Annotated in this window: 23 protein-coding genes and 1 pseudogene; 17 read left to right on the forward strand and 7 right to left on the reverse strand. The window is 40.1% G+C overall.

Annotation, left to right across the window (positions count from 1 at the left end):
• Window positions 1-288: 288 nt before the first annotated feature.
• On the forward strand, window positions 289-1,728 hold the full coding sequence (locus KGF34_RS10350; protein WP_252558957.1) for a zinc ribbon domain-containing protein: 1,440 nt from the start codon (window positions 289-291) through the stop codon (window positions 1,726-1,728).
• A 140-nt stretch (window positions 1,729-1,868) separates the two neighbouring features.
• A complete protein-coding gene (locus KGF34_RS10355) occupies window positions 1,869-2,456 on the forward strand; it encodes a hypothetical protein (RefSeq protein ID WP_022234387.1) in 588 nt (195 codons plus the stop codon).
• Here the strand turns inward: KGF34_RS10355 and KGF34_RS10360 are convergent.
• Complete coding sequence (locus KGF34_RS10360; RefSeq protein ID WP_022234386.1) at window positions 2,453-3,502, reverse strand: FkbM family methyltransferase; 1,050 nt, start codon at window positions 3,500-3,502, stop codon at window positions 2,453-2,455. The two genes, KGF34_RS10355 and KGF34_RS10360, sit on opposite strands and share 4 nt — an antisense overlap.
• A gap of 71 nt (window positions 3,503-3,573) precedes the next feature.
• Window positions 3,574-4,668 carry a redox-regulated ATPase YchF gene (gene ychF / locus KGF34_RS10365; RefSeq protein WP_022234385.1) on the reverse strand — a complete coding sequence of 365 codons (1,095 nt, stop codon included), beginning with the start codon at window positions 4,666-4,668 and terminating at the stop codon, window positions 3,574-3,576.
• Window positions 4,669-4,783: 115 nt separating this feature from the next.
• On the opposite strand from ychF, the gene KGF34_RS10370 reads away from it, so the two are divergent.
• The 14 genes and pseudogenes from KGF34_RS10370 (at window position 4,784) to KGF34_RS10435 (ending at window position 17,967) form a co-directional block, all read left to right on the forward strand.
• Window positions 4,784-5,170: a thioesterase superfamily gene (locus KGF34_RS10370; protein WP_022234384.1), complete on the forward strand. Its 387-nt coding sequence runs from the start codon at window positions 4,784-4,786 to the stop codon at window positions 5,168-5,170.
• Window positions 5,151-5,819 carry an HAD hydrolase-like protein gene (locus KGF34_RS10375; protein ID WP_252558959.1) on the forward strand — a complete coding sequence of 223 codons (669 nt, stop codon included), beginning with the start codon at window positions 5,151-5,153 and terminating at the stop codon, window positions 5,817-5,819. Before KGF34_RS10370 ends, KGF34_RS10375 begins: the two co-directional genes overlap by 20 nt.
• A gap of 54 nt (window positions 5,820-5,873) precedes the next feature.
• Complete coding sequence (locus tag KGF34_RS10380; RefSeq protein ID WP_186935733.1) at window positions 5,874-6,320, forward strand: DUF4830 domain-containing protein; 447 nt, start codon at window positions 5,874-5,876, stop codon at window positions 6,318-6,320.
• Between the two features lie 17 nt (window positions 6,321-6,337).
• A complete protein-coding gene (locus KGF34_RS10385) occupies window positions 6,338-7,063 on the forward strand; it encodes a pseudouridine synthase (protein ID WP_252558961.1) in 726 nt (241 codons plus the stop codon).
• A gap of 186 nt (window positions 7,064-7,249) precedes the next feature.
• Window positions 7,250-8,368 carry a sn-glycerol-3-phosphate ABC transporter ATP-binding protein UgpC gene (ugpC, locus tag KGF34_RS10390; RefSeq protein WP_022234380.1) on the forward strand — a complete coding sequence of 373 codons (1,119 nt, stop codon included), beginning with the start codon at window positions 7,250-7,252 and terminating at the stop codon, window positions 8,366-8,368.
• Between the two features lie 905 nt (window positions 8,369-9,273).
• Window positions 9,274-10,359 (forward strand): helix-turn-helix domain-containing protein, encoded by a 1,086-nt coding sequence (locus KGF34_RS10395; RefSeq protein WP_022234379.1) that lies wholly within the window; start codon window positions 9,274-9,276, stop codon window positions 10,357-10,359.
• A gap of 156 nt (window positions 10,360-10,515) precedes the next feature.
• On the forward strand, window positions 10,516-11,298 hold the full coding sequence (gene ftsE, locus KGF34_RS10400) for a cell division ATP-binding protein FtsE (protein ID WP_252558963.1): 783 nt from the start codon (window positions 10,516-10,518) through the stop codon (window positions 11,296-11,298).
• A 17-nt stretch (window positions 11,299-11,315) separates the two neighbouring features.
• Window positions 11,316-12,215 carry a permease-like cell division protein FtsX gene (ftsX, locus tag KGF34_RS10405; RefSeq protein WP_022234377.1) on the forward strand — a complete coding sequence of 300 codons (900 nt, stop codon included), beginning with the start codon at window positions 11,316-11,318 and terminating at the stop codon, window positions 12,213-12,215.
• Between the two features lie 19 nt (window positions 12,216-12,234).
• The gene (locus tag KGF34_RS10410) at window positions 12,235-13,563 is read left to right on the forward strand and encodes a M23 family metallopeptidase (protein ID WP_252558965.1); all 1,329 of its coding nucleotides are present in this window, start codon (window positions 12,235-12,237) and stop codon (window positions 13,561-13,563) included.
• 62 nt (window positions 13,564-13,625) lie between these two features.
• Window positions 13,626-14,465: a hypothetical protein gene (locus KGF34_RS10415; RefSeq protein ID WP_252558966.1), complete on the forward strand. Its 840-nt coding sequence runs from the start codon at window positions 13,626-13,628 to the stop codon at window positions 14,463-14,465.
• 143 nt (window positions 14,466-14,608) lie between these two features.
• Entirely contained in the window at window positions 14,609-15,094 is a 486-nt protein-coding gene (gene greA / locus KGF34_RS10420; RefSeq protein ID WP_249376042.1) for a transcription elongation factor GreA, read from the forward strand.
• Window positions 15,095-15,119: 25 nt separating this feature from the next.
• Window positions 15,120-17,042 carry a lysine--tRNA ligase gene (gene lysS, locus KGF34_RS10425; RefSeq protein ID WP_252558968.1) on the forward strand — a complete coding sequence of 641 codons (1,923 nt, stop codon included), beginning with the start codon at window positions 15,120-15,122 and terminating at the stop codon, window positions 17,040-17,042.
• Window positions 17,043-17,344: 302 nt separating this feature from the next.
• Window positions 17,345-17,479 (forward strand): annotated as a pseudogene (locus tag KGF34_RS10430) (helix-turn-helix transcriptional regulator); the annotation flags it as partial.
• Window positions 17,480-17,748: 269 nt separating this feature from the next.
• A complete protein-coding gene (locus KGF34_RS10435; RefSeq protein WP_242953086.1) occupies window positions 17,749-17,967 on the forward strand; it encodes a hypothetical protein in 219 nt (72 codons plus the stop codon).
• Between the two features lie 116 nt (window positions 17,968-18,083).
• On the opposite strand, the gene ant(6) is transcribed toward KGF34_RS10435, so the two are convergent.
• The 5 genes from ant(6) to mtnN all read right to left on the reverse strand — a co-directional run bounded on the left by ant(6) (window position 18,084) and on the right by mtnN (window position 21,213).
• Window positions 18,084-18,950: an aminoglycoside 6-adenylyltransferase gene (gene ant(6), locus KGF34_RS10440; RefSeq protein ID WP_006426509.1), complete on the reverse strand. Its 867-nt coding sequence runs from the start codon at window positions 18,948-18,950 to the stop codon at window positions 18,084-18,086.
• Between the two features lie 173 nt (window positions 18,951-19,123).
• Window positions 19,124-19,639 carry a hypothetical protein gene (locus KGF34_RS10445; RefSeq protein WP_015541387.1) on the reverse strand — a complete coding sequence of 172 codons (516 nt, stop codon included), beginning with the start codon at window positions 19,637-19,639 and terminating at the stop codon, window positions 19,124-19,126.
• Between the two features lie 36 nt (window positions 19,640-19,675).
• Window positions 19,676-20,476 carry a helix-turn-helix transcriptional regulator gene (locus tag KGF34_RS10450; protein ID WP_006426511.1) on the reverse strand — a complete coding sequence of 267 codons (801 nt, stop codon included), beginning with the start codon at window positions 20,474-20,476 and terminating at the stop codon, window positions 19,676-19,678.
• 42 nt (window positions 20,477-20,518) lie between these two features.
• Window positions 20,519-20,863, reverse strand: coding sequence for a 5'-methylthioadenosine/S-adenosylhomocysteine nucleosidase (locus KGF34_RS11845; protein WP_333780941.1), 345 nt, complete (start codon window positions 20,861-20,863; stop codon window positions 20,519-20,521).
• Entirely contained in the window at window positions 20,845-21,213 is a 369-nt protein-coding gene (gene mtnN, locus KGF34_RS11850; protein WP_333780940.1) for a 5'-methylthioadenosine/S-adenosylhomocysteine nucleosidase, read from the reverse strand. The genes KGF34_RS11845 and mtnN overlap by 19 nt, the downstream gene beginning before the upstream one ends.
• Window positions 21,214-21,588: 375 nt before the next feature.
• Here mtnN and KGF34_RS10460 point away from each other — a divergent pair, with 375 nt between their 5' ends.
• The gene (locus tag KGF34_RS10460) at window positions 21,589-22,002 is read left to right on the forward strand and encodes a cysteine-rich VLP domain-containing protein (RefSeq protein WP_015541386.1); all 414 of its coding nucleotides are present in this window, start codon (window positions 21,589-21,591) and stop codon (window positions 22,000-22,002) included.
• The last annotated feature ends 47 nt before the right edge of the window (window positions 22,003-22,049 follow it).

The following is a 22,049-nucleotide window of genomic DNA, read 5'->3' on the forward strand; positions in this document are numbered from 1 at the left end:
TTCGTTTGTTGCAACTTCGCCCAGGTACTGCGCCTTTATTACCGTCTGCGTCCATTAATTTTTCACCCCAAATTCTTAAGATAATATTATCGGGATATAAATCCCATACATATTTATTTTAGTTTATTTTGTATTTATTGTCAATGAATTTTTGAATAAATATTATAGCTTTTTTGTTATTGACGATAGACCTTAAATGTTGACATTTGATGTGCGAAATAGTATAATTTATGTGATAAATATGTGAAAGTACAAATGTTTGTCTAAATTTTGAAAGGAGGATAACAAATGATTTGTCCTAATTGTAACAAAGAAATTAAAGATGACAGTAAATTTTGCATTTTTTGTGGTGCAAATGTTCAATCACAGAGTAATGCCCGAAATGATGCACAAAACAATGCACAGAGTGTTCAGCCGCAGTATAATCAACCGCAGCAGAGTGTTTCGGCACAATCGCAAAACCCACAGTTTCAGCCTAATAATTTTCAGCCTGCAGGTGTTAATCAGGGAGTTTTCGTTCAACCTGCAAAGCCTAAAAAGCCGATGAATAAAAAGTTGCTTTTTGGTATTATAGGCGGCGCTTGTGCGTTATTAATCATTATTATTGTATCCTTGGTTCTCGTTGCTAATCATAAAACTAAAATTAATCTTAGTGATTATATCAAAGTAAGTTATGACGGATACGACGCATACGGTACAGCTTCAGCAGAGTTTGATTACGATAAGTATTTAGATGATCTGATGAAGGCGTCATCTTCGTTTAAAAAAGCCTATAATTCGGATATTACATGTAAAAAACTCTATGATTCGGATATTACATGGAGTTCGATTGACGATTATTATGATGCGGTAGATATTGACTACGATCTTGATAAAACAAGCGGTCTTTCAAACGGTGATACGGTAACGGTAAATTTTGAATATGACAATGATGCCGCAGCACAATACAAGATTGAGTATGTTGGCGAATCGAAAGAATATACTGTTGAGGGACTTAAAGAAACCAAGAAAATAGACCCATTTGAGGGTGTTACAGTTGAATTTTCAGGTACATCACCAAATGTATATGCCAAAGTAGTAAACAATTCAAAAGACGAGGTATATGAGAACATTTATTATGACCTTAGCAAAAGCTACGATATAAAAATCGGCGATACAATTACTGTTACAGTAAGCAATGACCCGGAGTATTTTGTTGAGGCTTACGGTTGTGTATTTACTTCAACCACAAAGGACTTTAAGTGTACCGCTGTTGATCAATATGTGTCAAAGACGGCAGATATTAAAGAAGATACACTTAATGCTATGAAAAAGCAGACAGAAGATGTTATCAATGCATATTTTGCAGGTGAAAATAAGTATATCGGTGTGTCTGATTTGAAATTTGAAGGTACATACTTCCTTTATACAAAAGATGAAAACGGCTGGAACTGGGACGGCAATAACCAGATTTACATTATCTACAGCGGTAAGGTAAAGAGCGTTGAGGATAAAAAGGCGTTTGACGAAACCACTGTTTATTTCCCTGTTAGATTTAAAGACATTATGCAGTATGCTGACGGAACACAGAATGTTGACTTGAACAACACTTCCATTTCAGGTGAAACCAATCTTGAGTATCATTACAGAAATGTTTACGGTTATACCAACAAGGGCGATATGTACAAAGAACTTGTTGAGTCACAGAAAGCTGATTATACCGAGGAAATCACCGATGGACTTAAGTAATTGAGAAAAAATATAAAACGAGGCTTACCGCAAGCCTCGTTTTTTAATGCAAAACAACAAATATTGCATAGCTTATTGATTTTTTATGAATTTTAGTTATAATAGAATGAGTGTTACAATATATTATTACGGAGGTTATTATGAACGGTTTGGTTAAAAAATATTTACCCTATGGTGTGGTAATTCTTTTGATTTATATGCTCGTGCCGATTATCTTTATTTCAAAATCTTTGCAGGGATTTTCGACAGTGGCATATTATTTTATTTTCCCGGCAACTGCAATAGTGTGCGCTGCAATGTATTGTTCAAAGTACGGAATGGACTTTTTGTTTACACTTATAGCTCCTGTCGTATTCATTCCGAGTATGCTTATTTATAACGGCGGTTTCCACCTTACAAACATAATTCTTTTGGTTGCTTACCTTATTTCGGGTATTTTCGGCTTGTTTGTCGGCGATATTGCTTTTGGCGATAAGCGTAAAAAAGCAGAGGCAGAGGCAGAGGCGGAAGCAGAGGAAAGATTGCTTGCGGCTAAGCGCAGAAACGAAGAATTTGTAAATGAAAAGGCTGCCGAGGCAGAAGCACCGAAAGCTGTAGAAACAACATACGATTTAAATGATGATGACGATGATTTTGATTACAGTAAATACGCTTCCACCGATAAGGTAACCGATGAAAGCGAAATCGATGATATATTAAATGAATTTGGTTCTTCAAAAAATAATTAAATGCAATAGAGATTAGTATCCCATGCAGGAATGTACGGATGATGCCGCAAATATATTTTGTATTCAGGATTTATTCCCGAAATCAAAAGCGGCAGTCTGAAAATATCTTCAAATCTGTGATACGCTGAAAAGTTGAGCTTTGGCTTAAACATTTTCAGCGTATTTTTCATGCCCAAAATTGTTTCAAAGTCAGCGCCCTCAACATCTGCTTTTACATATGTTGCCGCCCGCCCGCACAAAATTGTATCAACGGCGGCAACGGGAGTTTTTGTGTTGCTTTCGTTTACTATGGCACTGTTACGGCCTGCCTTGTTGTTAAAACAAAGAGTGGTGTTGTGACTGTACGCACCGAGCTGCCAGAGTTCAAGATTTTTCATTTCCGAGCAATGCGCCTGTAATTTACTGTAGTTTTTGGCATTCGGTTCAAGTGCGGTAATAAATTTGTATTTGCCGTTTGTGTAATGCAAAAATTCGTCTACCGTATCTCCGTTGTATGCGCCGAGGTCAACATAGGTTTCGTTTTCACCGAGCGACAGGAGAGAGAAAGCCTCGTCTTTATCGGTTGTAATTCCGTCAAGCAGAGAGAGTTCTCCTGTTTTGTAAAATTCAAGAATGTTGTCAAAAACTTTTACTGATAAATCATCTGCAAGCAAATTTCGGGCACTTGTTATGCTTCCTTTATTTTTTTCTGCAAATTCTTCGTCAAAAAGAATATCGCCGAATGCGGGTACACTCGGAACAACGACCTTATGCTTTTTGGCAATTTCAAAAATATTTTGCATAACATCGGGCAGTTGAGTGGCAAAGCAAAGTGCAATTATAAAATCTGAATACTCATTTTCAAAGTCACTTAGCTTTTTTACCGTGAATTCGTGAAAACTCTGACCTCTTACAAAATCATCGCTTGCCATAACTCCGCTTGCGGTTATTCCGTATTTTTTAAAAGCGGACAGAACTTTGTCTGCGCCGTCACCCATTCCGTAAAGAATAATCGGTAAATCGGAATTTTTAAGATAATTCCATATATAATCTTTATTGATTTCCATTGTTTCACCTACAACAAAGCCACCGCAAAAAACGGTGGCTGAATTTTTATAATTAATAAGAGAATGAGCAATTATACATTGAATCTGAAAAGAACTACATCTCCGTCTTTCATAACATATTCTTTGCCCTCGCTGCGAACAAGACCTTTTTCTTTTGCTGCCGACATACTTCCGCAAGCAATGAGGTCGTCATAAGCAATTACTTCGGCACGAATAAATCCACGCTCAAAGTCGGTGTGAATCTTACCTGCCGCCTGCGGAGCTTTTGTACCTTTTTTGATTGTCCAGGCTCTTACCTCCTGTTTGCCGGCTGTAAGGTAAGAAATAAGACCGAGAAGTGAGTAGCACTCGCTGATAAGCCTGTCAAGACCGCTCTGTTCAAGTCCCATATCGGAAAGGAAAAGTTCTTTTTCTTCTTTATCCATCTCTACGATTTCAGCCTCAATTTCAGCGCAGATAGGGAGAACGCCTGCTTTTTCTTCGGCGGCAATTTTCTGAACTGCCTTGTAACCCTCGTTAGAATCAAGACCGTTTGAAAAATCATCTTCGCTCATATTTGCGGCATAAATTACAGGCTTGGTTGTGAGCAATGCAACATCAGAAAGCAAAAGAGCCTCATCTTCGTTACACTCAACACTTCTTGCGGGTTTGCCTGCCTCGAGTGTCTCAAGCACACGCTTGTAGAAATCAATATCTTTCTGATATTTTTTGTCGCCCTTAAGCATTTTCTGCGTTCTGTCGATTTTACGCTCAAGCATTTCTACATCCGATAAAATAAGCTCAAGGTTGATTGTTTCAATATCTCTTGCAGGGTCAATAGAACCCTCAACATGAATGATGTCATCGTTTTCAAAACAACGAACAACATGAACGATAGCGTCACACTCACGAATATTTGAAAGGAACTTGTTGCCAAGGCCCTCACCCTTTGACGCACCCTTTACAAGGCCTGCAATGTCAACAAATTCGATTGATGCGGGGGTATATTTGTCCGGATCATACATTTCCGCAAGCTTGTCAAGACGCTTGTCCGGAACAGCTACAACGCCTACATTCGGCTCGATTGTACAGAACGGATAGTTTGCACTTTGAGCACCTGCATTTGTGATTGCGTTAAAAAGTGTGCTTTTACCGACATTCGGTAAACCTACAATGCCTAATTTCATTATCTTTTACTCCTCAAAATTGATTGGCATACTTGCCTAATCAATATTTTTATTGTATCATAATAATAAGTATATCACAATTTTTCGTGATAGACAACAGGGAAAGGTGATTATTATGGAAGAAAAAACTCTCACTAAAACAATAAAAGTAGAAGAAGAGCAGCTTGCGGTGTCTATGGGCAGCGGCGGACTTGCCGTACTTGCTACTCCCGCAGTGGTTGCTCTTATGGAAAATGCGGCTTTTGAACTGTGCGAAGAAATTTTAAATAATGACGAACTTACAACAGTAGGTACAGCAATTTCTATAGAACACACAAGTCCTACTCCTCTCGGCGCAGAGATTTCCGCTACAGCCGTATTAAAAGAAAATGACGGCAGATTCTTTAATTTTGAAGTAAGCGCAAGTGACGCAAAAGGAATTATTGCAAAGGGAACTCACACAAGAGTGAGCGTAAAGGCTGAAAAATTCCAGAAAAAGGCGGATGAAAAGTTTAATGGTTAAGCACGATTACATACTTTTTGACCTTGACGGCACTATCAGTAAAAGTGCCGACGGTATAAAATATTCTCTCGAAAATGCAATAAAACAAATGGGAAAACCCGTGCCCGATCTTAGCGATTACACATTGTATATAGGTCCGCCGTTAATTGATACATTTTTGAATATCTGCCACTTTTCTCAAGAGGAAAGTCTGCGTGGCGTAGAGGTTTACAGAGATATTTATAATACAGAAGGTAAATTTGTAAACAAAGCTTATGACGGAATTGAAGAACTGCTTAAAAAAATCAAAACTGACGGAAAGAAGATTGCGGTTTGTTCGTCTAAATATGAATTGTTTGCCAAAGAGATTATTGAAATTCTCGGACTTTCACAGTATTTTGACGCAGTGTGCGGTTCTACGCTTGACGGCAGCCGAAAAGATAAAAAAGATTTGATTCCGTATGCACTTAATTCTCTCGGTACAAGTCTTGAAAAAGACAGGGAAAACGCTGTGATTATCGGCGATACCTACTTTGATACCAAAGGCGCTGTTCAGACGGGGATTGATTTTGTCGGCGCAAGCTACGGCTACGGCGATATTGAACAGATGAAGAAAGAGGGCGGAAAAGTTTTTGCCGACACTCCTCTTGAAATTTATAATCTTATTTAATGCAATTTGCGCACACAGCTTTCATATACATATAAAGTATATGGAGGTTTTGAAATGTTTGTTTTACGATTTAAAAAGAAACGATTTATTGTAGCATTAATTGTTGTTTTGGCAGTGATTACCGTATTTATAATTCTTATAAACGCAGATTTCACACATGTGGAAGATTATGCGGAATTTAATTCTGAAAACTATTCGCTAAAGGCTGACAGCAGTGATGACAGAATAAAATTTTTTCAACAGTTGGGAATAAATGCGGTTGACGAATCAGTTGATGAGGTAATTATTCCGCAGGATTTTAACAGCGTATATGAAAAGTATAACGAAATTCAGAAAAAATCCGTATTTGATTTGAGCAATTATGCGGGTAAGCCCGCAAAACGCTATACATACAGTATTGATGACGGAAAAAAGGCTGTTATACTCGTTTATAAAAACCGAATTATCGGCGGTCACATAACAAGCGGCGTATACGGAGAAGATTATCTGCCTTTGTTTTAGGCAGAAAGGAAGGTAAAATGGACAGACTTGATAAAATTTTGGTTTCTCAAAATGTCGGCAGTCGCAAAGAAGTACAAAAACTTATAAAAGACGGTGCAGTATGCGTAAACGGAGAATGTATCAAACAGCCGCAACACAAAGTAGATGCTGTGGCTGATGACATTACCGTCGGCGGACAACCTCTTTTGTACAGCAAATATGTTTATATAATGATGAACAAACCTGCCGGAGTTCTATCCGCAAGCAACGATAAAAGAGCGAAAACCGTAATAGACCTTTTGCCTGAGGAGTTTCAGCGCCCCGGCTTATTCCCGGCAGGCAGATTGGACAAGGATACCGAGGGACTTCTTATTATTACAAATGACGGGGAATTTGCGCACAATATGCTTTCGCCGAAAAAACATGTCGAGAAAAAGTACATAGCACAGCTTGACGGTGAAATTACCGAAGAAATGATAAGTGATTTTGAAAATGGTATTGTATTTGCCGACGGAACACGCTGTATGCCGGCAAAACTTGAAATTTCCGGCGAAAATCCGGATAAAACGACCGCAATTGTAACGATTTGCGAGGGTAAATTCCACCAGGTAAAGAAAATGTTTGCGGTATGTGGAAAAAATGTTGTGCACCTTAAACGAATATCAATCGGCGATTTGTATTTGGATAGCAATTTGCATATAGGAGAGACTAAAATGTTATCGGAATTAGACAAAATGTCAATCTTTATGGGCAATATGCACTAAAATCAGGCAGTATTTTTTAACTAGTCGCTGAATTAAATAAAATAATGACTAAAATTTTAGTCAAAATCAGTATAGTAAAAAAACAGCAAAAGTGATATATTATTAACTGTAATAAAGCAAAACAGTATTTTCTTTGATATAGATTTTCGGATTTTTGCTTCATCGGATTATTGGAGGTTTATAAAAATGGCAAATGTATCTTTAAGACACATCTATAAAATCTATGACGGTGGCGTTACAGCCGTAACAGATTTTAACCTTGAAATTGCAGACAAGGAATTTATTATTCTCGTTGGACCGTCAGGTTGCGGTAAGTCAACTACACTTCGTATGATCGCAGGTCTTGAGGATATCTCAAAGGGTGAACTTTACATCGGCGATATGCTCGCTAACGATGTTGCACCTAAGGACAGAGATATTGCAATGGTATTCCAGAACTATGCTCTTTATCCGCATATGACTGTATATGATAATATGGCTTTCGGTCTTAAGCTCCGTAAAACTCCTAAGGACGAGATTAAGAGAAGAGTAGAAGAGGCAGCTCGTATCCTCGGTATTGAGCAGTATCTCGACAGAAAGCCAAAGGCTCTTTCAGGTGGTCAGAGACAGCGTGTTGCTCTTGGCCGTGCTATCGTTCGTGACCCTAAGGTATTCTTACTTGACGAGCCGCTTTCTAACCTTGACGCTAAGCTCCGTGCTCAGATGAGAACAGAGATTTCTAAGCTTTACCAGAGACTCGGTACAACATTCATCTATGTAACTCATGACCAGACAGAGGCTATGACAATGGGTACAAGAATTGTTGTTATGAAGGACGGCTTCATTCAGCAGGTTGATACTCCACAGCATCTCTATGACAAGCCATGCAATATGTTCGTAGCAGGCTTTATCGGTTCACCGCAGATGAACTTTATCGACGCTACACTTAAGAAGGTTGGTTCAGAGTATGCACTTTGCTTTGACAAGTATCAGATTATCGTTCCTTCTGAAAAGACAAAGGGCGGCGTGCTTGATCCATATGTAGGCAAGGAAGTTGTATTCGGTATTCGTCCTGAGCATGTTCACGATGAGCCTGAGTTCCTCGCTAAGTGCGCAAGCGACAACGGCGTTGTTGATTGTAATGTTGATGTTACAGAGCTTATGGGTGCTGAGATTTACCTTTATGTAAATATCGGCGGTATCCCTGTAACTGCAAGAGTTGAGCCTACTTCAACCGCTAAGCCGGGTGACAGCATTAAGGCTGCTTTTGAGCTTGATAAGATCCACATCTTCGATAAAGAAACAGAGCGTACAATCATTAACTGATTTTAATATGTACTTATTTAAGGCGGAGCGCATTGTGCTCCGCCTTAGTTTGCTTTTAGAGTTCTTGTTCTTTATCAAAATTGAGATAAATTATGGTTTAGCGGAGTGTCGGTCGGGCATTGAAAATTAGCTAACGCTAAATTATCAGCAAAAGAACAAAAAAGTTTACTCAATTTTTTCAAAAATTGCGGGTTTGGGCAGCGCCCATAAAATCTTCCGATACAACAATTTATCAGGCGCAAACAGCCACGCTGTTTGCGTGCTAAAACTAAGTTTGTTAAAACAGGCGACAGCCTTTAGAAAAGAAATAATTAACTTTTTTCATTATATAACGAATGTCTTTTATTGTTGCTTTCGCATTTAAAGGCTAAAGCCGTTGCGTTCAAGCCGCCAAACAGCTTGCTGTTTGGCTATCGTCAGATTGCGTAAGCTGAAAGTATTTGTGGGCTTTGCCCACACCCACGACCTTTGAAAAGGTCGACCAAACTTTTATAATTAATTGGCAAATCAATTTGCTAAACTATAATTTTCACGACTTCTGATGAAAAACGGTTTTTTATGGCAAATTACTAAAAAGTAAAGGTTAAATTTGTTTAATATTGTTATCAATTTTGTAACCTTTTGCCGATTATGCAAAATCTATAAAAAAAATAAAGAAATTTGAAAATAGAGGTTGATTTTTTTCTCGTTTTTGTGTAATATGTATATAAGAGATATATTGTATTTTAAATATATTAATTCATTAGGCTCTTATTATAAGAATTTTTGCTAGAAAGGCTTGTTTTGCAAAAATTACAGGTGTTATGCATTTTGTATATGTTTGCAGCTAAGGTCAAAGCAAAATACAGCCTGAATAATATGCTTACAATTATATGAATATTTGCTTAGAAAAAGAGGTAAATAAAATGTCAAACAGATTATTCCAGGGTATTGTTCACCAGATGAAAGATGCAATTGACAGAACAATAGGCGTTATTGACGAAACTTCTGTTGTTATAGCTTGTTCAGAGCTCGGCAAAATCGGTGAGGTAAACGAAAGCGTAAATTCAGAAACCTTAAGTTCAACAGCTCCTTTTGTAATCAACGGCTATACATATAAGTCATTTGGCAGCAACGCTAAGTATGATTACGCTGTATTTGTACAGGGTACAGATGAGTATGCTCAGAAGTACGCACAGCTACTTTCTGTTTCTTTTGCAAGCATTAAGCAGTATTATGACGAGAAATATGACCGTTCAAACTTTATTAAGAATGTAATTCTCGACAACATTCTTCCGGGCGATATCTATCTTAAGGCAAGAGAACTTCACTTTAACAGCGAAGTTTCAAGAGTTTGTCTTCTTATCAAAATCGTTTCAAAAACAGATGTTTCTGCATACGATATTATTCAGAATCTTTTCCCGGACAAGTCAAAGGACTTTGTTATCAATATTAATGAGTACGAAATTGCACTCGTAAAAGAGATTAAGGCGGATACAGAGAGCCGTGACCTTGAAAAGCTTGCAAGCTCTATTTCAGACACACTTTCAAGTGAATTCTACACCCACTGCGTTGTAGGTATAGGTACAACGGTAACAGGTATTAAGGACCTTGCCCGTTCATTTAAAGAAGCACAGAGCGCACTTGAGGTTGCAAAGGTATTTGATACAGAGCGTACAATAGTAAGCTATGATAACCTCGGTATTGCCCGTCTTATCTATCAGCTTCCAACAACTCTTTGTGAAATGTTCTTAAAGGAAGTTTTCAAGCGTGGTTCAATCGAGAGTCTCGACCAGGAAACACTCTTTACAATTCAGCGTTTCTTTGAAAACAACCTCAATGTTTCTGAAACATCAAGAAAACTTTTTGTTCACAGAAATACACTTGTTTACAGACTTGAAAAAATTAAGAAACTTACAGGTCTTGACCTTCGTGAATTTGAGGACGCTATCGTATTTAAGGTAGCTCTTATGGTTAAAAAATACCTTAACGCAAGTCCTGCAAAGTATTGATTGAGTGAATTTAATATGGCTCTGCACTGCCGATTTTTCGGTAGTGCAGGCCATTTTGACTTTTTAGAATTAACTTGTCAAAATATTACAAAATATTGTATTATATAACGCAAAATATACAGAATAAGTGTGTATTTTGTAATAAAGGTGAAATTTATGATAGATTTTAACAATGTATCTAAAACCTATCCGAATGGCACTCATGCGCTTTATGATGTTTCTATACATATAGACAAGGGCGAGTTTGCTTTTATAGTAGGTGCGTCCGGAGCAGGTAAAAGTACGTTTTTAAAACTGATTATGCACGAGGAAACTCCGTCGTCAGGTGAAATAATCGTGAATAATCTTAATATAACAAAAATGCGTCGCAGAAAAGTTCCGTATCTTCGTCGTCATATGGGTATTGTATTTCAGGACTTCAGACTGATAGATAAGATGAATGTCTTTGACAATGTAGCTTTTGCAATGAGAGCAATCGGAGCGAGCGCATCATCAATTAAAAAACGAGTTCCGTACATTCTTGAGCTTGTCGGACTAAAAAATAAAATGAAAAACAAGCCAAGTGAGCTTTCGGGCGGTGAGCAGCAGCGTGTCAGCCTTGCAAGAGCATTGGTAAATAATCCTGAAATTATCATTGCCGATGAGCCGACAGGTAATGTTGACCCTGAAATGTCACATGATATTATTCAACTTTTGAGTGAAATTAACGATATGGGTACAACTGTACTTGTTGTTACTCACGAACACGAACTTGTAAGACAGTTTAACAAGCGTGTAATTGTAATTGACCACGGCAGAGTAAAGAGCGACACTAAAAATCCCGAAGCTGCACTTGCATATGATGCGCAGTATGAGGATATTGACGAAATTATTGAGGGTATTGCCCTTAACAAAGAAACAAAAGAAAACTTTGTTGACAACGATGTCGTTCCAGACTAAAAAGAAAGGAACATAATATGAGTGGCTTTGGCTATTTAATAAGAGAAGGTTTCAGAAGTATATGGAGCAACCGAATTATGAGTATTGCTTCGATATGCGTTCTTGTAAGCTGTCTTGTGCTTACAGGTGCGGCTGAACTTATTTCGGTAAACATAGAAAAGGAAGTTGACTCTGTGGGAAAAACCAATGAAACAACCGTTTACATCAAGGACGGAGCATCTGACCTTGAGGCGGTTTACATTGGCAAAAACCTTGAGAAACTTGATAATATTACCTCTGTAAGATTTTACCCGAAGGAAGATGCAATCAACGAATTTAAAGATTCACTTCCGGAAGCTGTATTTGAAAATGTAAACGGCGACAACAACCCGTTGCCCGATGCATATATAATTGCAATGGACGATTTGTCAAAGTACGACCAAACTATTGACGCAATTTTAAAGGTTGACGGTGTTGATTCTATCAACAACCGCAGTGAGCTTGCGAGAAAACTTACCGATATAAGCAATCTTGTGAGCTACATAAGTCTTGCGATAGTTGTTGCACTTACGATTATTTCTCTGTTTATCATTGCAAATACAATCAGAACAACAATGTATTCAAGACGATTTGAGATAAGTATTATGAAGTCTGTCGGCGCAACCAATGCTTTTGTTCGACTGCCGTTTGTAGTCGAGGGTATGGTTCTCGGTTTTATTTCAGCCATTATCGGTACAGGCGTACTTTATGTGGTATATGAAGGCGTAATGTCGGCAGTAAATTCATTTGTAAAAATTTCCACTATTCCGTTCTCGGATGTTTATCTGCAGGTTGGCGGTATATTTATTGTTGCAGGTGTGGTTATCGGTGCATTCGGCAGCTTTATTTCAATGCGTAAGTATCTGAAGATGGAAGGAAACGAAATTCTCGGCTGGTAATAACAAAGGAGTATATTTAATGCGAATTTCTAAAAAAAGATTCAAAGCAGTGCTTTGTGCAATTCTCAGTATGTGTATTTTTGCATATTCGGCTTATCCTGTATTTGCTGAGGAGCAGGCTGCACAAGAGGCATCAACTGAGCAAACTCAGGCAACCACTATTGATCCTAACGATATTGACGCACTTGAGAACAGAAGACAGGAACTTCAGGCTCAGAGCGATAAATATCAGCAAATTCTTGAAAAAACAAAAGAAAATATTGCAGATCAGGAAGAATATGTTAATGCGCTTGTAAGCAAGGTGCAGGTTCTCGACGATAAAATCGAACTCAGCCATCAGAGCATTAATGAGCTTAACGGCAAAATTCAGGACAAGCAGACAGCTATTGATAACGCTAATAAGAGCATTGAAAATCAGATGAATACTCTCCGCAACAGACTCAGAAATATTTATATGGCAGGCAATACAACTGACCTTGAAATTATTTTCGGAGCAAAGAGCTTTTCTGATTTTCTTGATAAAATGGAGCTTGTAGAGGCACTCTCTGATTACGATAATAATCTTATCAATTCAATTAAGGGCGACCTTGAGAATATTTCTAAAGAAAAGGCAGAACTTGAAAAGGATATGGATTCACTCGAGGCAGAAGAGGCAAGCCTTGAAAGCGACCAGCAGGAGCTTAACAAAATTCTTGAAGAGAATAAAGAACTTTTGGCAGGACTTTATAAGACAAGCGATAAGGCGACAAGCGAAATCCAGAACGGCGCACTTGAAAGTGATGATATAGAAAAGGCTATTTCTAATTATTACGCTGAAAAGGCAAGACTTGAGGCAGAGCGTGCCGAGCAGGAAAGAAATAATAATTCAAACAGCGGTGGCTCATCAAGCGGCACTGTTCACGATGACCTTGAGGTTTCACCGTCAGGCTTTGTATGGCCTTGCCCGGGCTATTACTATCTTACTTCCGAATGGAACGAGGACAGAGGCTCTTATAACCACGGTGCAATTGATATAGCAGACTCAGGAATTATGGGAGCGGATGTTGTTGCCGCAAAAGAAGGCGTAGTAATTGATTCTTACAACGGTTGTTATCACAACTGGGGTAAAGACGGTTCATGCGGTTGCGGCGGCGGTTACGGCAACTATGTAATGATTGCTCATGACGGCGGTAAGATGACTGTTTACGGTCATCTCTCCACAACTATGGTTTATACGGGTCAGCATGTATATCAGGGACAAGTTATCGGCTTTGTAGGTTCTACAGGTCATTCAACAGGTGCCCACCTTCACTTTGAAACAAGATTGAACGGTGTAAAATATAACCCAATGACAGAATATCAATCATAATTAATAATTAAAATTAATCCCTTTGCATATACTTTATAAAAAGTTATGCGGAGGGATTTTTTATGCTTACGGCACTGACTGTTAAAAAGCACGAACGAAGAAAAGGAATGAAAGGTTTAGTTGACAGACTTAAGCGTGACAGAGCGGTAGTACAGGTGAAAAGAGCAAGAGGTGTGTACCTTAAACAAATTACATACATTTCATACGGAAGAAAACCGAGATTTGAAAAACTCGAAAAAATAATCGGCGACAGTAAAAACAGAATAATCTGTTCGCCTAAAATAGATTTCCACGATGAGTGTGGTTTTCGCAGATTTGAAAATTCGGATTTCACGGCAAGACTTTGTACCAATCTTGCAATATGCCTGCTTTCTATGTGTGATTTTGCGGAAAAATTAAAAATCGGCGTATATGATCCCGACGGCAGGGACAGTGAATTTTTAAAGTATGTGATGAAATATTCCTCTGATGTTACCGTTGTTACAAATTCTCCCGATGTATATTACGATGAAAACGAACTGATAATGGAGAATATGGGAGCTTGCGCAACTGTTACAAAACGAACGGAGGAGCTTGAACTCTGTCAACTCATAATTGCTCCACGCACAATAGAAAATACTTTTTCGTCAAATGACAAAACATTGATATTGACAAACGGCAGACCGAAAGCGGAGGTTTTAGGCGAGATTTACTATAAGTATTACTTTAAAATGCCTAACGGTTTTGACAGAATAAAGCCGCAGGAGATTGAAACGGAGTATTTTTGTTCTGCACTGTATTCACTCGGAAGACAGTACAGTTTAGGCTCGATAGTGCCGACAATGTGCAGTAATTTTTCAACAAGTCAAACTGTAAAATCCTTATATGCGCAGTTTGAAAAAATAAACAAAACCTATGAATAGAGGAGGCTTGCCTCACTTTTTCCGTATATGTGCTTTGCTGCCAATATTTTGCATTTTGCTTGACATTGGCGTTAAAAAATTTTATAATTAAAAAGTATGTAAGAATTCTACAGATTTCATTTTTCTGATTGAAAGGACGATGTATAATGGCAGCAAAACAAATTATGCTTACAGCAGAAGACGTTAAAAAATACGAGGAAGAACTCGAATTCTTAAAAACCGAAAAACGAAAAGAAATTGCGGAAAAAATCAAGGTTGCCCGTTCATACGGTGACCTTTCGGAGAACAGTGAATATGATGACGCCAAAAACGAGCAGGCTATGCTTGAGGCTCGTATTGCTACTGTTGAGGTTACTCTTAAAAATGCCGTTATCATTGATGAGAGCAACACTTCAAACGAGCATGTTCACCTTACTTCTGTTGTAAAGGTTGAGTATGTTTCAAACGGCAGACAGGTATCTTTCAAAATCTTAGGTTCAGGTTCAAACGGAATTAACCCGAGAGAGGGCGTTATTTCTGATGAATCACCAATTGGTAAAGCTCTTATGGAGAGAAGCGTAGGCGATGTAGTTGAGGTTGAAACTCCTGCCGGCGTTCAGGGACTTAAGATTTTAGAGATTTCAAAGTAAGCAGTGTTGAAAGGAAATATAAATAATGAGTGAGAAGAATCAGTCACAGAATACTGAAAATCTCGGTGAGCTTTTAAAGATTCGCCGTGAAAAGCTTGCGGCTTTACAGGAGGCAGGCAAGAATCCGTTTGAAATAACAAAGTACGATGTTACACACCACAGTTCAGATGTTAAAGAAAACTTTGAAGAGCTTGAGGGCAAGTCGGTTTCTTTGGCAGGCAGAATTATGTCAAAGCGTGTTATGGGTAAGGCTTCTTTCTGCCATATTCAGGACTTAAAGGGCACAATTCAGGTTTATGTGGCAAGAGATAATATCGGCGAAGACAGCTACAAAGATTTTAAGAAATACGATATAGGCGACATCGTTGGCATCAGCGGCGAAGTATTTAAGACAAAGACTGGCGAGATTTCAATTCACGCAACTTCTGTAACACTTCTTTCAAAGAGCCTCCAGATTCTCCCCGAAAAATACCACGGTCTTACAAATACAGATACCCGTTACAGACAGCGTTATGTTGACCTCATTATGAACGAAGAGGTTAAGGATACATTTGTAAAGCGTTCAAAAATAATCAAAGAAATCCGTAACTTCCTTGATGAAAGAGGATTTATGGAAGTTGAAACCCCTATGCTTGTTGCAAATGCAGGCGGTGCGGCAGCAAGACCGTTTGAAACTCATTACAATGCACTTGACGAAGATGTAAAACTTCGTATTTCTCTTGAACTTTACCTTAAAAGACTTATTGTCGGCGGTCTTGAGAAAGTTTACGAAATCGGACGAGTATTTCGTAATGAGGGTGTAGACACAAGACACAACCCTGAATTTACACTTATGGAGCTTTATCAGGCATACACCGATTACTACGGTATGATGGACCTTACAGAGAGTATGTTTAAATATCTCGCAGAAAAGGTATGCGGCAGTTCTGTAATAACATATAACGGCATTGAAATTGATTTCGGTAAGCCTTTTGAGAGAATTACAATGGTTGACTGCATTAAAAAATATGCGGGAATTTACTTTGACGAAGTAAAGACAGACGAAGAGGCTAAGGCTCTTGCAAGAGAGAAGAACATTGAATTTGAAGAGCGCCATACAAAGGGCGATATCGTAAACCTTTTCTTTGAAGAGTTCTGCGAAAAGAATCTTATCCAGCCTACATTTGTTATGGATCATCCGCTTGCTATTTCTCCTCTTACAAAGAAAAAGCCTGATGACCCTGAAAAGGTAGAGAGATTTGAGCTCTTTATCAATACTTGGGAAATGTGCAACGCTTACTCCGAGCTTAACGACCCTATCGACCAGAGAGAAAGATTCGCTAAGCAGGAAGAGGCTTTTGCAAACGGTGACGAAGAGGCAAACCACACAGACGAGGACTTCCTCAATGCGCTTTCTATCGGTATGCCACCGACAGGCGGTATCGGATACGGCATTGACAGACTTGTTATGCTCCTCACAGATTCACCTGCAATCAGAGATGTATTGTTGTTCCCGACAATGAAGAGCCTTGATTCCGACAAGAAGCCGTCAGGCATTCCGAAAACAAAGGATGCTGTTGTTGAAGAAAAGATTGACTTCTCAAAGGTAAAGGTTGAGCCTTTGTTTGAAGAATATGTTGATTTTGAAACATTCTCAAAGTCAGATTTCCGTGCAGTAAAGGTTAAGGCTTGCGAGGCGGTTAAGAAGTCGAAGAAGCTTTTACAGTTCACTCTTGATGACGGCACAGGCACAGACCGCACAATTTTAAGCGGTATTCACGCTTATTATGAGCCTGAAGAGCTGGTTGGAAAGACTCTTATCGCTATCACAAATCTTCCGCCGAGAGCGATGATGGGCATTGACTCCTGCGGTATGCTCCTCAGTGCAGTTCACGAAGAAGAAGGCGAAGAAAAGCTTCATCTTCTGATGGTTGATGACCACATTCCGGCAGGTGCAAAGCTCTATTAAGAAGTACCGTTTTAACCTACAAAACGGGATGTACTTCATTTGTGAAAAATCTCTGAAAATACACAAATACACCAAATTTACACCAAATGGTGCTTGAAACGGTGCAGAGCCTAAAAAATCGCATAATTACAGGCGATACAATAGAATTTATGAGGGCGGTGTCTGAATTAGCGGACATCGCCCTTTTCTCGACTTAAAAACCTATTTTTATCCCAAAACCACGACGGATGAGTTGAATGTTAATTTGCGTTGCTTGTAGCAACGGGCAGTCCAACATACAATTATGGTAACGACTCAGAGAAAGGAGGTTATCCATAATGTTAAACGAAAACATAAAATCAATCAGGAAATCAAAAGGACTTTCACAAGAGGAACTTGCTGTTAAGCTGAATGTGGTTCGACAGACAATTTCCAAATGGGAGCAAGGGGTTTCACTTAGATAAAGATACCACACCATTCCCACGCTGACTTTTGCTCAACCGATACAGCCGGAGGGCTGGATAACAAGAAAAGGCGGTATGCGCCCCGTGGAGGGGTAGCGTACCGCCTTTCCTTGTGGGGGTTTCCAAAGGGGGCAACGCCCCCATTTGGCACACGACTTTGCGAAGCAAAGTGTAGTGTGTTATACGCTCTGTCGGCGTTGCCGTGAAAATGCCGTTGCCGCCGGGGAGGGCAAGGGCATTTGAAGCGGCAGGAAAACAGGGCTGTGCTTGTGTGGCGTGGAGCCGTAAGCGCAGGTCTGGTTTCAACAGCAGACAGGGCGTATATGAAAGCCCCCGTTCATCGTCCTACGCTCCGACTTGTGGACAAAGTGTCCCGAAGTTGTGGCTACACTCCCGGAAAAGTAACAGGACAGCGGGTAACCGTCAAGGCTGAAATGAACGGGTTTACACCCGGCCTTGACCGCCGCCCGCCGTCCCACTGAATGGGTGGACAAGGCGGTCAATCCCTCAAAGTGCTTGTCTGCGCTCTTTCTGATTTTGAGGTATTCAGTTTTTCAAAATTGAATAATCAAAATAAATTTTTTCGATTGAAAAAATTTTATTTGTTATCATCTTCAATGCCATATTTTTTCTTTTGCCGAATCACATAATTACTGATTTTTTCATCATATAGTGGATACTGGTAATCCAACTGGCATGCCACTTCTGACGAAACCTCCCGGAACAATGCCATACATTGTTCAAAGGATTCCCACATATGGGGATAGGAATCCATATTATAAGTGGACATAAGTCGTTCCCACAATTCCTCTGGGGCATATTGCTTCATAAATTTATAGTTTTTTCCCAAACTGAAATGAAATCCCTGTTTGATACCAATCAGCCAGGAAATCATGCGAAGCAATTCTTTTCGTACTATATCATTCATATGGTCAATAGCAAAAAGAATTTCTTTGCGGCATAAGCCCTTTACTACATATGTTGTAGTATTCCAAAATTCATTACAGCAATCGTCAAACATTCTTTGAGTAGGCTTCTGCAAGTGGTAGTCTATATCCGTTGGTATTGGCGGCTTTACGATACGGTTGTCTTTATCCAACAGTAACTTTACCAGTTTATCCCATGTAAAATACTCGTCTATCAGTTCCAGCGGCAGCAAAGTTAAATCTATCTTAACATCATCAGTAAACAGCATTAAATATGAAAATCCCTTTTCTACAGCTGGAAATAATTCCATATCTTCCGGCTTTTGCAGAATCAACCTTTCACCAAATATATCTAGCCATTTATCATCACTTGTGAAGCTGTCCATATCCGTAACAAAAAAAGTAATATCAAAATCCTGAAAATCATCAGGCGGAATATTTGTATTTGTTCTAGATCCTTCCAAAGTAACCATGCGAATGCGTTTGTCTGTTTTTGCAAAATTCAAAACAATATCATAAACTTCCTTTTCTGATCTCATTTTTATCTCCTCCAATTATTGAAATAGGTGTGAAACCATTTTAGGGCTTTCCCGCCTTGATTACCCTTTAGCAAAGACGGGCGGGACTGTCAACGGCGGCGCATGAAATGCGCCGTTCATCTTGACCGTTGACTGGCTCGGCTGGCTTTGCTATTTTCTCGATGAAAAACAATTTATTCGTACTTATTTCCATCATTGTCATAGTAAACCACATGAATGGAATACTCTTTTTCTGGGTTTTTAATTGAGATAATATCCATATCATCTGTGCTGTATCTCAATGTATCTTGCACTTGTCCATTTATTGTATAAGTGATTTCGGCATACTCTGTTTTAGCACCATTAAACCAAATTAAATCATACCATTCTCCGTTTATTGCAACGCCACCAACAATAATCTCATCACTATTTCGGTTTGTTGATGTACTAAATTTGTAATCTCCATTTCCTGTTGGTTCAAAGATGGCAAGTGTAGATTTATTATCTGCACTATATGCTCCACTCACGATATAACCGCCAAGTTCCAGTTCTTTTGCAATAGTCCATTCATTCCCCTTTGAAATTGCGGTGTTCAGTATGCTTTCTCTGCTGGTAATGGTATCTCCTTTGGGAGTTAAACTAAAGAAATATAAAAAAGCGGCAGCAACGCAAATAACAGTCGCTGAAATTATCAGTAACCATTTTTTCATAACCAATACCTCCATATAATCTGATTTATTATTCTCTTACTTCCGTCCTCGCTGTGGCTTTGGATTTTTCAGCAAGTCCGACTTCTGTGCAATCTTTTTCAGCCACTTCTTTTCTTCCTCGGACAGCTTCTTATAATTCAGTTTGAGCCGCTTGCAGATAAACATCATAGCCGCCTGCTCCGGGTCGCTGTCCTCTTTAGCGGTTTCCTCGGCTGCCTGCAAAAAATCTTCCAGTGGGCTATCCTCCGGGACGCTGAAAAAATCGTCCTTGTGGGCTTCCCGCAGGTCGAGGGCTATCTTGTTTATGTCCTGCTGTATCACATAGCGGCAAAAGCTGTCGTCGTCAATATGGGCGGCGATAAGCTGCCTTAACTGCGGGTCAGTCAAGCCGGGATTGTGTTGTTTCATAATCGTTGCACTCACGGCGTCCACAATGGCGTTTGCACTCTGTACCTGTTTTCCCGCCACGCCGTTCACATAGATTTCAAGGTCGGCCATGAGCCGGGGAAAATCCGGGTGGGTCGCCAGTTCACACAAAAGGGAATTGTCCACCCGCCCGCTTTTCAATAGTTCAATCATATCGTCGCTCAAACGCAGGTCTGCAAGATCGGCGTTTGGGTGATTTTTTGTTTGGGAACGGCCCAGCAGATAATCAACAGTCACTTCGTAAAACTTTGCTAACTCAATAAGGGCATAGTGGCTGATGTCTTTGAGATTGTCCCCCTCATAACTGCCTAAAGCAGATTTGGAGAGGTGCGTCTGTTCCGCAAGCTGTTCCAGCGTCAAGCCACGCTCCACACGCAGGTCTTTTAGTCGTTCTTGAATAGTTAGGGCCATACTCTCCCCCCTCTGTCCTCTGTTCTAAAATATCATCCAATCTTACCACGACTTTTTGATTTCTCTTAATAAAGCAACCGTAATATCTTTGGCAATACTTGATGCTTTTGCACAGTTTTTGTCAAAATTATCAACTCCGCTGTGTTTTTCAGTATCGGTCACACACCGAATGGCGATAAACGGTATGTCATTTGCATAGCAGACATGAGCGATACTGGCAGTTTCCATGTCAACCGTCAAGGGAGCAAATTCATCGTTTATTTTTTGCCGGCTCTCATCGGTTATAAACGATTCTCCCGTTACCATACGGCCCCAAACTACCTTTCCAGAAGTTGAAAGCTTGTCAACAGCAGACTTTGACATATCTATCAGCTTTGGGTCTGCCACAAAAACACAGAATTCATCCACGGATGAAATTCCGTTAAAATGTCTGGCGCTACATCGTGGTAACAAACTTCTGTGGAGATAACTGTATCGAATATTTCAAGTTCTGGCTCCATACCGCCCGCTGTCCCTGAATTGATAATTATATCCACGCAAAATACATCTATCAAAAGCTGAGCGGCTATGGCGGCATTTACTTTGCACACGCCGGAAAACAGGGCGACAACTTCTACACTATCAATCTGTCCAGCATGGAATTTCAGCATAGCTTTTTCCGTTATCTTACAGTTGCTTATCAAGGGCAAAAATGGGGCGAGTTCTTCGTCACCCGCACATAAAATTCCGATTTTCATAGATTATTGTCCTCCTATGGCTTGAAAGCCAATTTTTATGTTTATTTTACCACAATTCCGAGAGCGTGGAAATAGGCAGTTTTCCGGGCGGATCTCCGACTTTATGGATATACGGGACGGACGGTTATTTAGGTGTAGACTTATTTTAGTTCATCGATGAACGGCACCTTGAAAACAGAATGACCGTCCGAAAAGGAATACCCCGGCTGGGGAAGCACTGCAAGGAGCCAGCTTCTGGACACTTTGTCCAGAGGTCACTTCGGGACAAGTTGTCCCGAAGTTGCGGGGAGCGTGCCAACGCCGGAACACGCCGCAGGAATGGGGCAGGAAACCTTTTCGGAGGAACGGCAACGGAAAGCAAAATGGAGGGAACGCATGAGAGATAACCCCTATAAAGACTTGCCGCCACTGGAACGCAGGCCGGACGGTTCACTTTACCGCATGACACCGGCGCAGAGGAAACAGGCGGCCAGCCTGATACGCCGGGAGTGCTGTTGTTGTGAGGACGGCAACTGCATTGCCCTTGATGATGGGGACACCTGCACCTGCCCGCAGACGGTTTCTTTCTCGGTCTGCTGTAAGTGGTTCCGCTGGGCGGTCTTGCCGCTGGACGGGACGCTGGAAGCGGGGATTTTCCGGGATAAGGACTTGAAACGCTGTGAGGTCTGCGGCGGCGTGTTCGTCCCAAAATCCAACCGGGCAAAATACTGCCCCGGCTGTGCCGCCAGAGTTCACAGGCGGCAGAAAACAGAAAGTGAACGGAAAAGGAGGTCTGCTGTGGACAGTTAGGAGCGGAAAAAGCCTTGATTTATCAGGCTCCGCAAGCCCCAAACCGG

Source organism: Ruminococcus sp. FMBCY1 (assembly GCF_023921805.1).
Taxonomy (GTDB): domain Bacteria; phylum Bacillota; class Clostridia; order Oscillospirales; family Acutalibacteraceae; genus Ruminococcoides; species Ruminococcoides intestinale_A.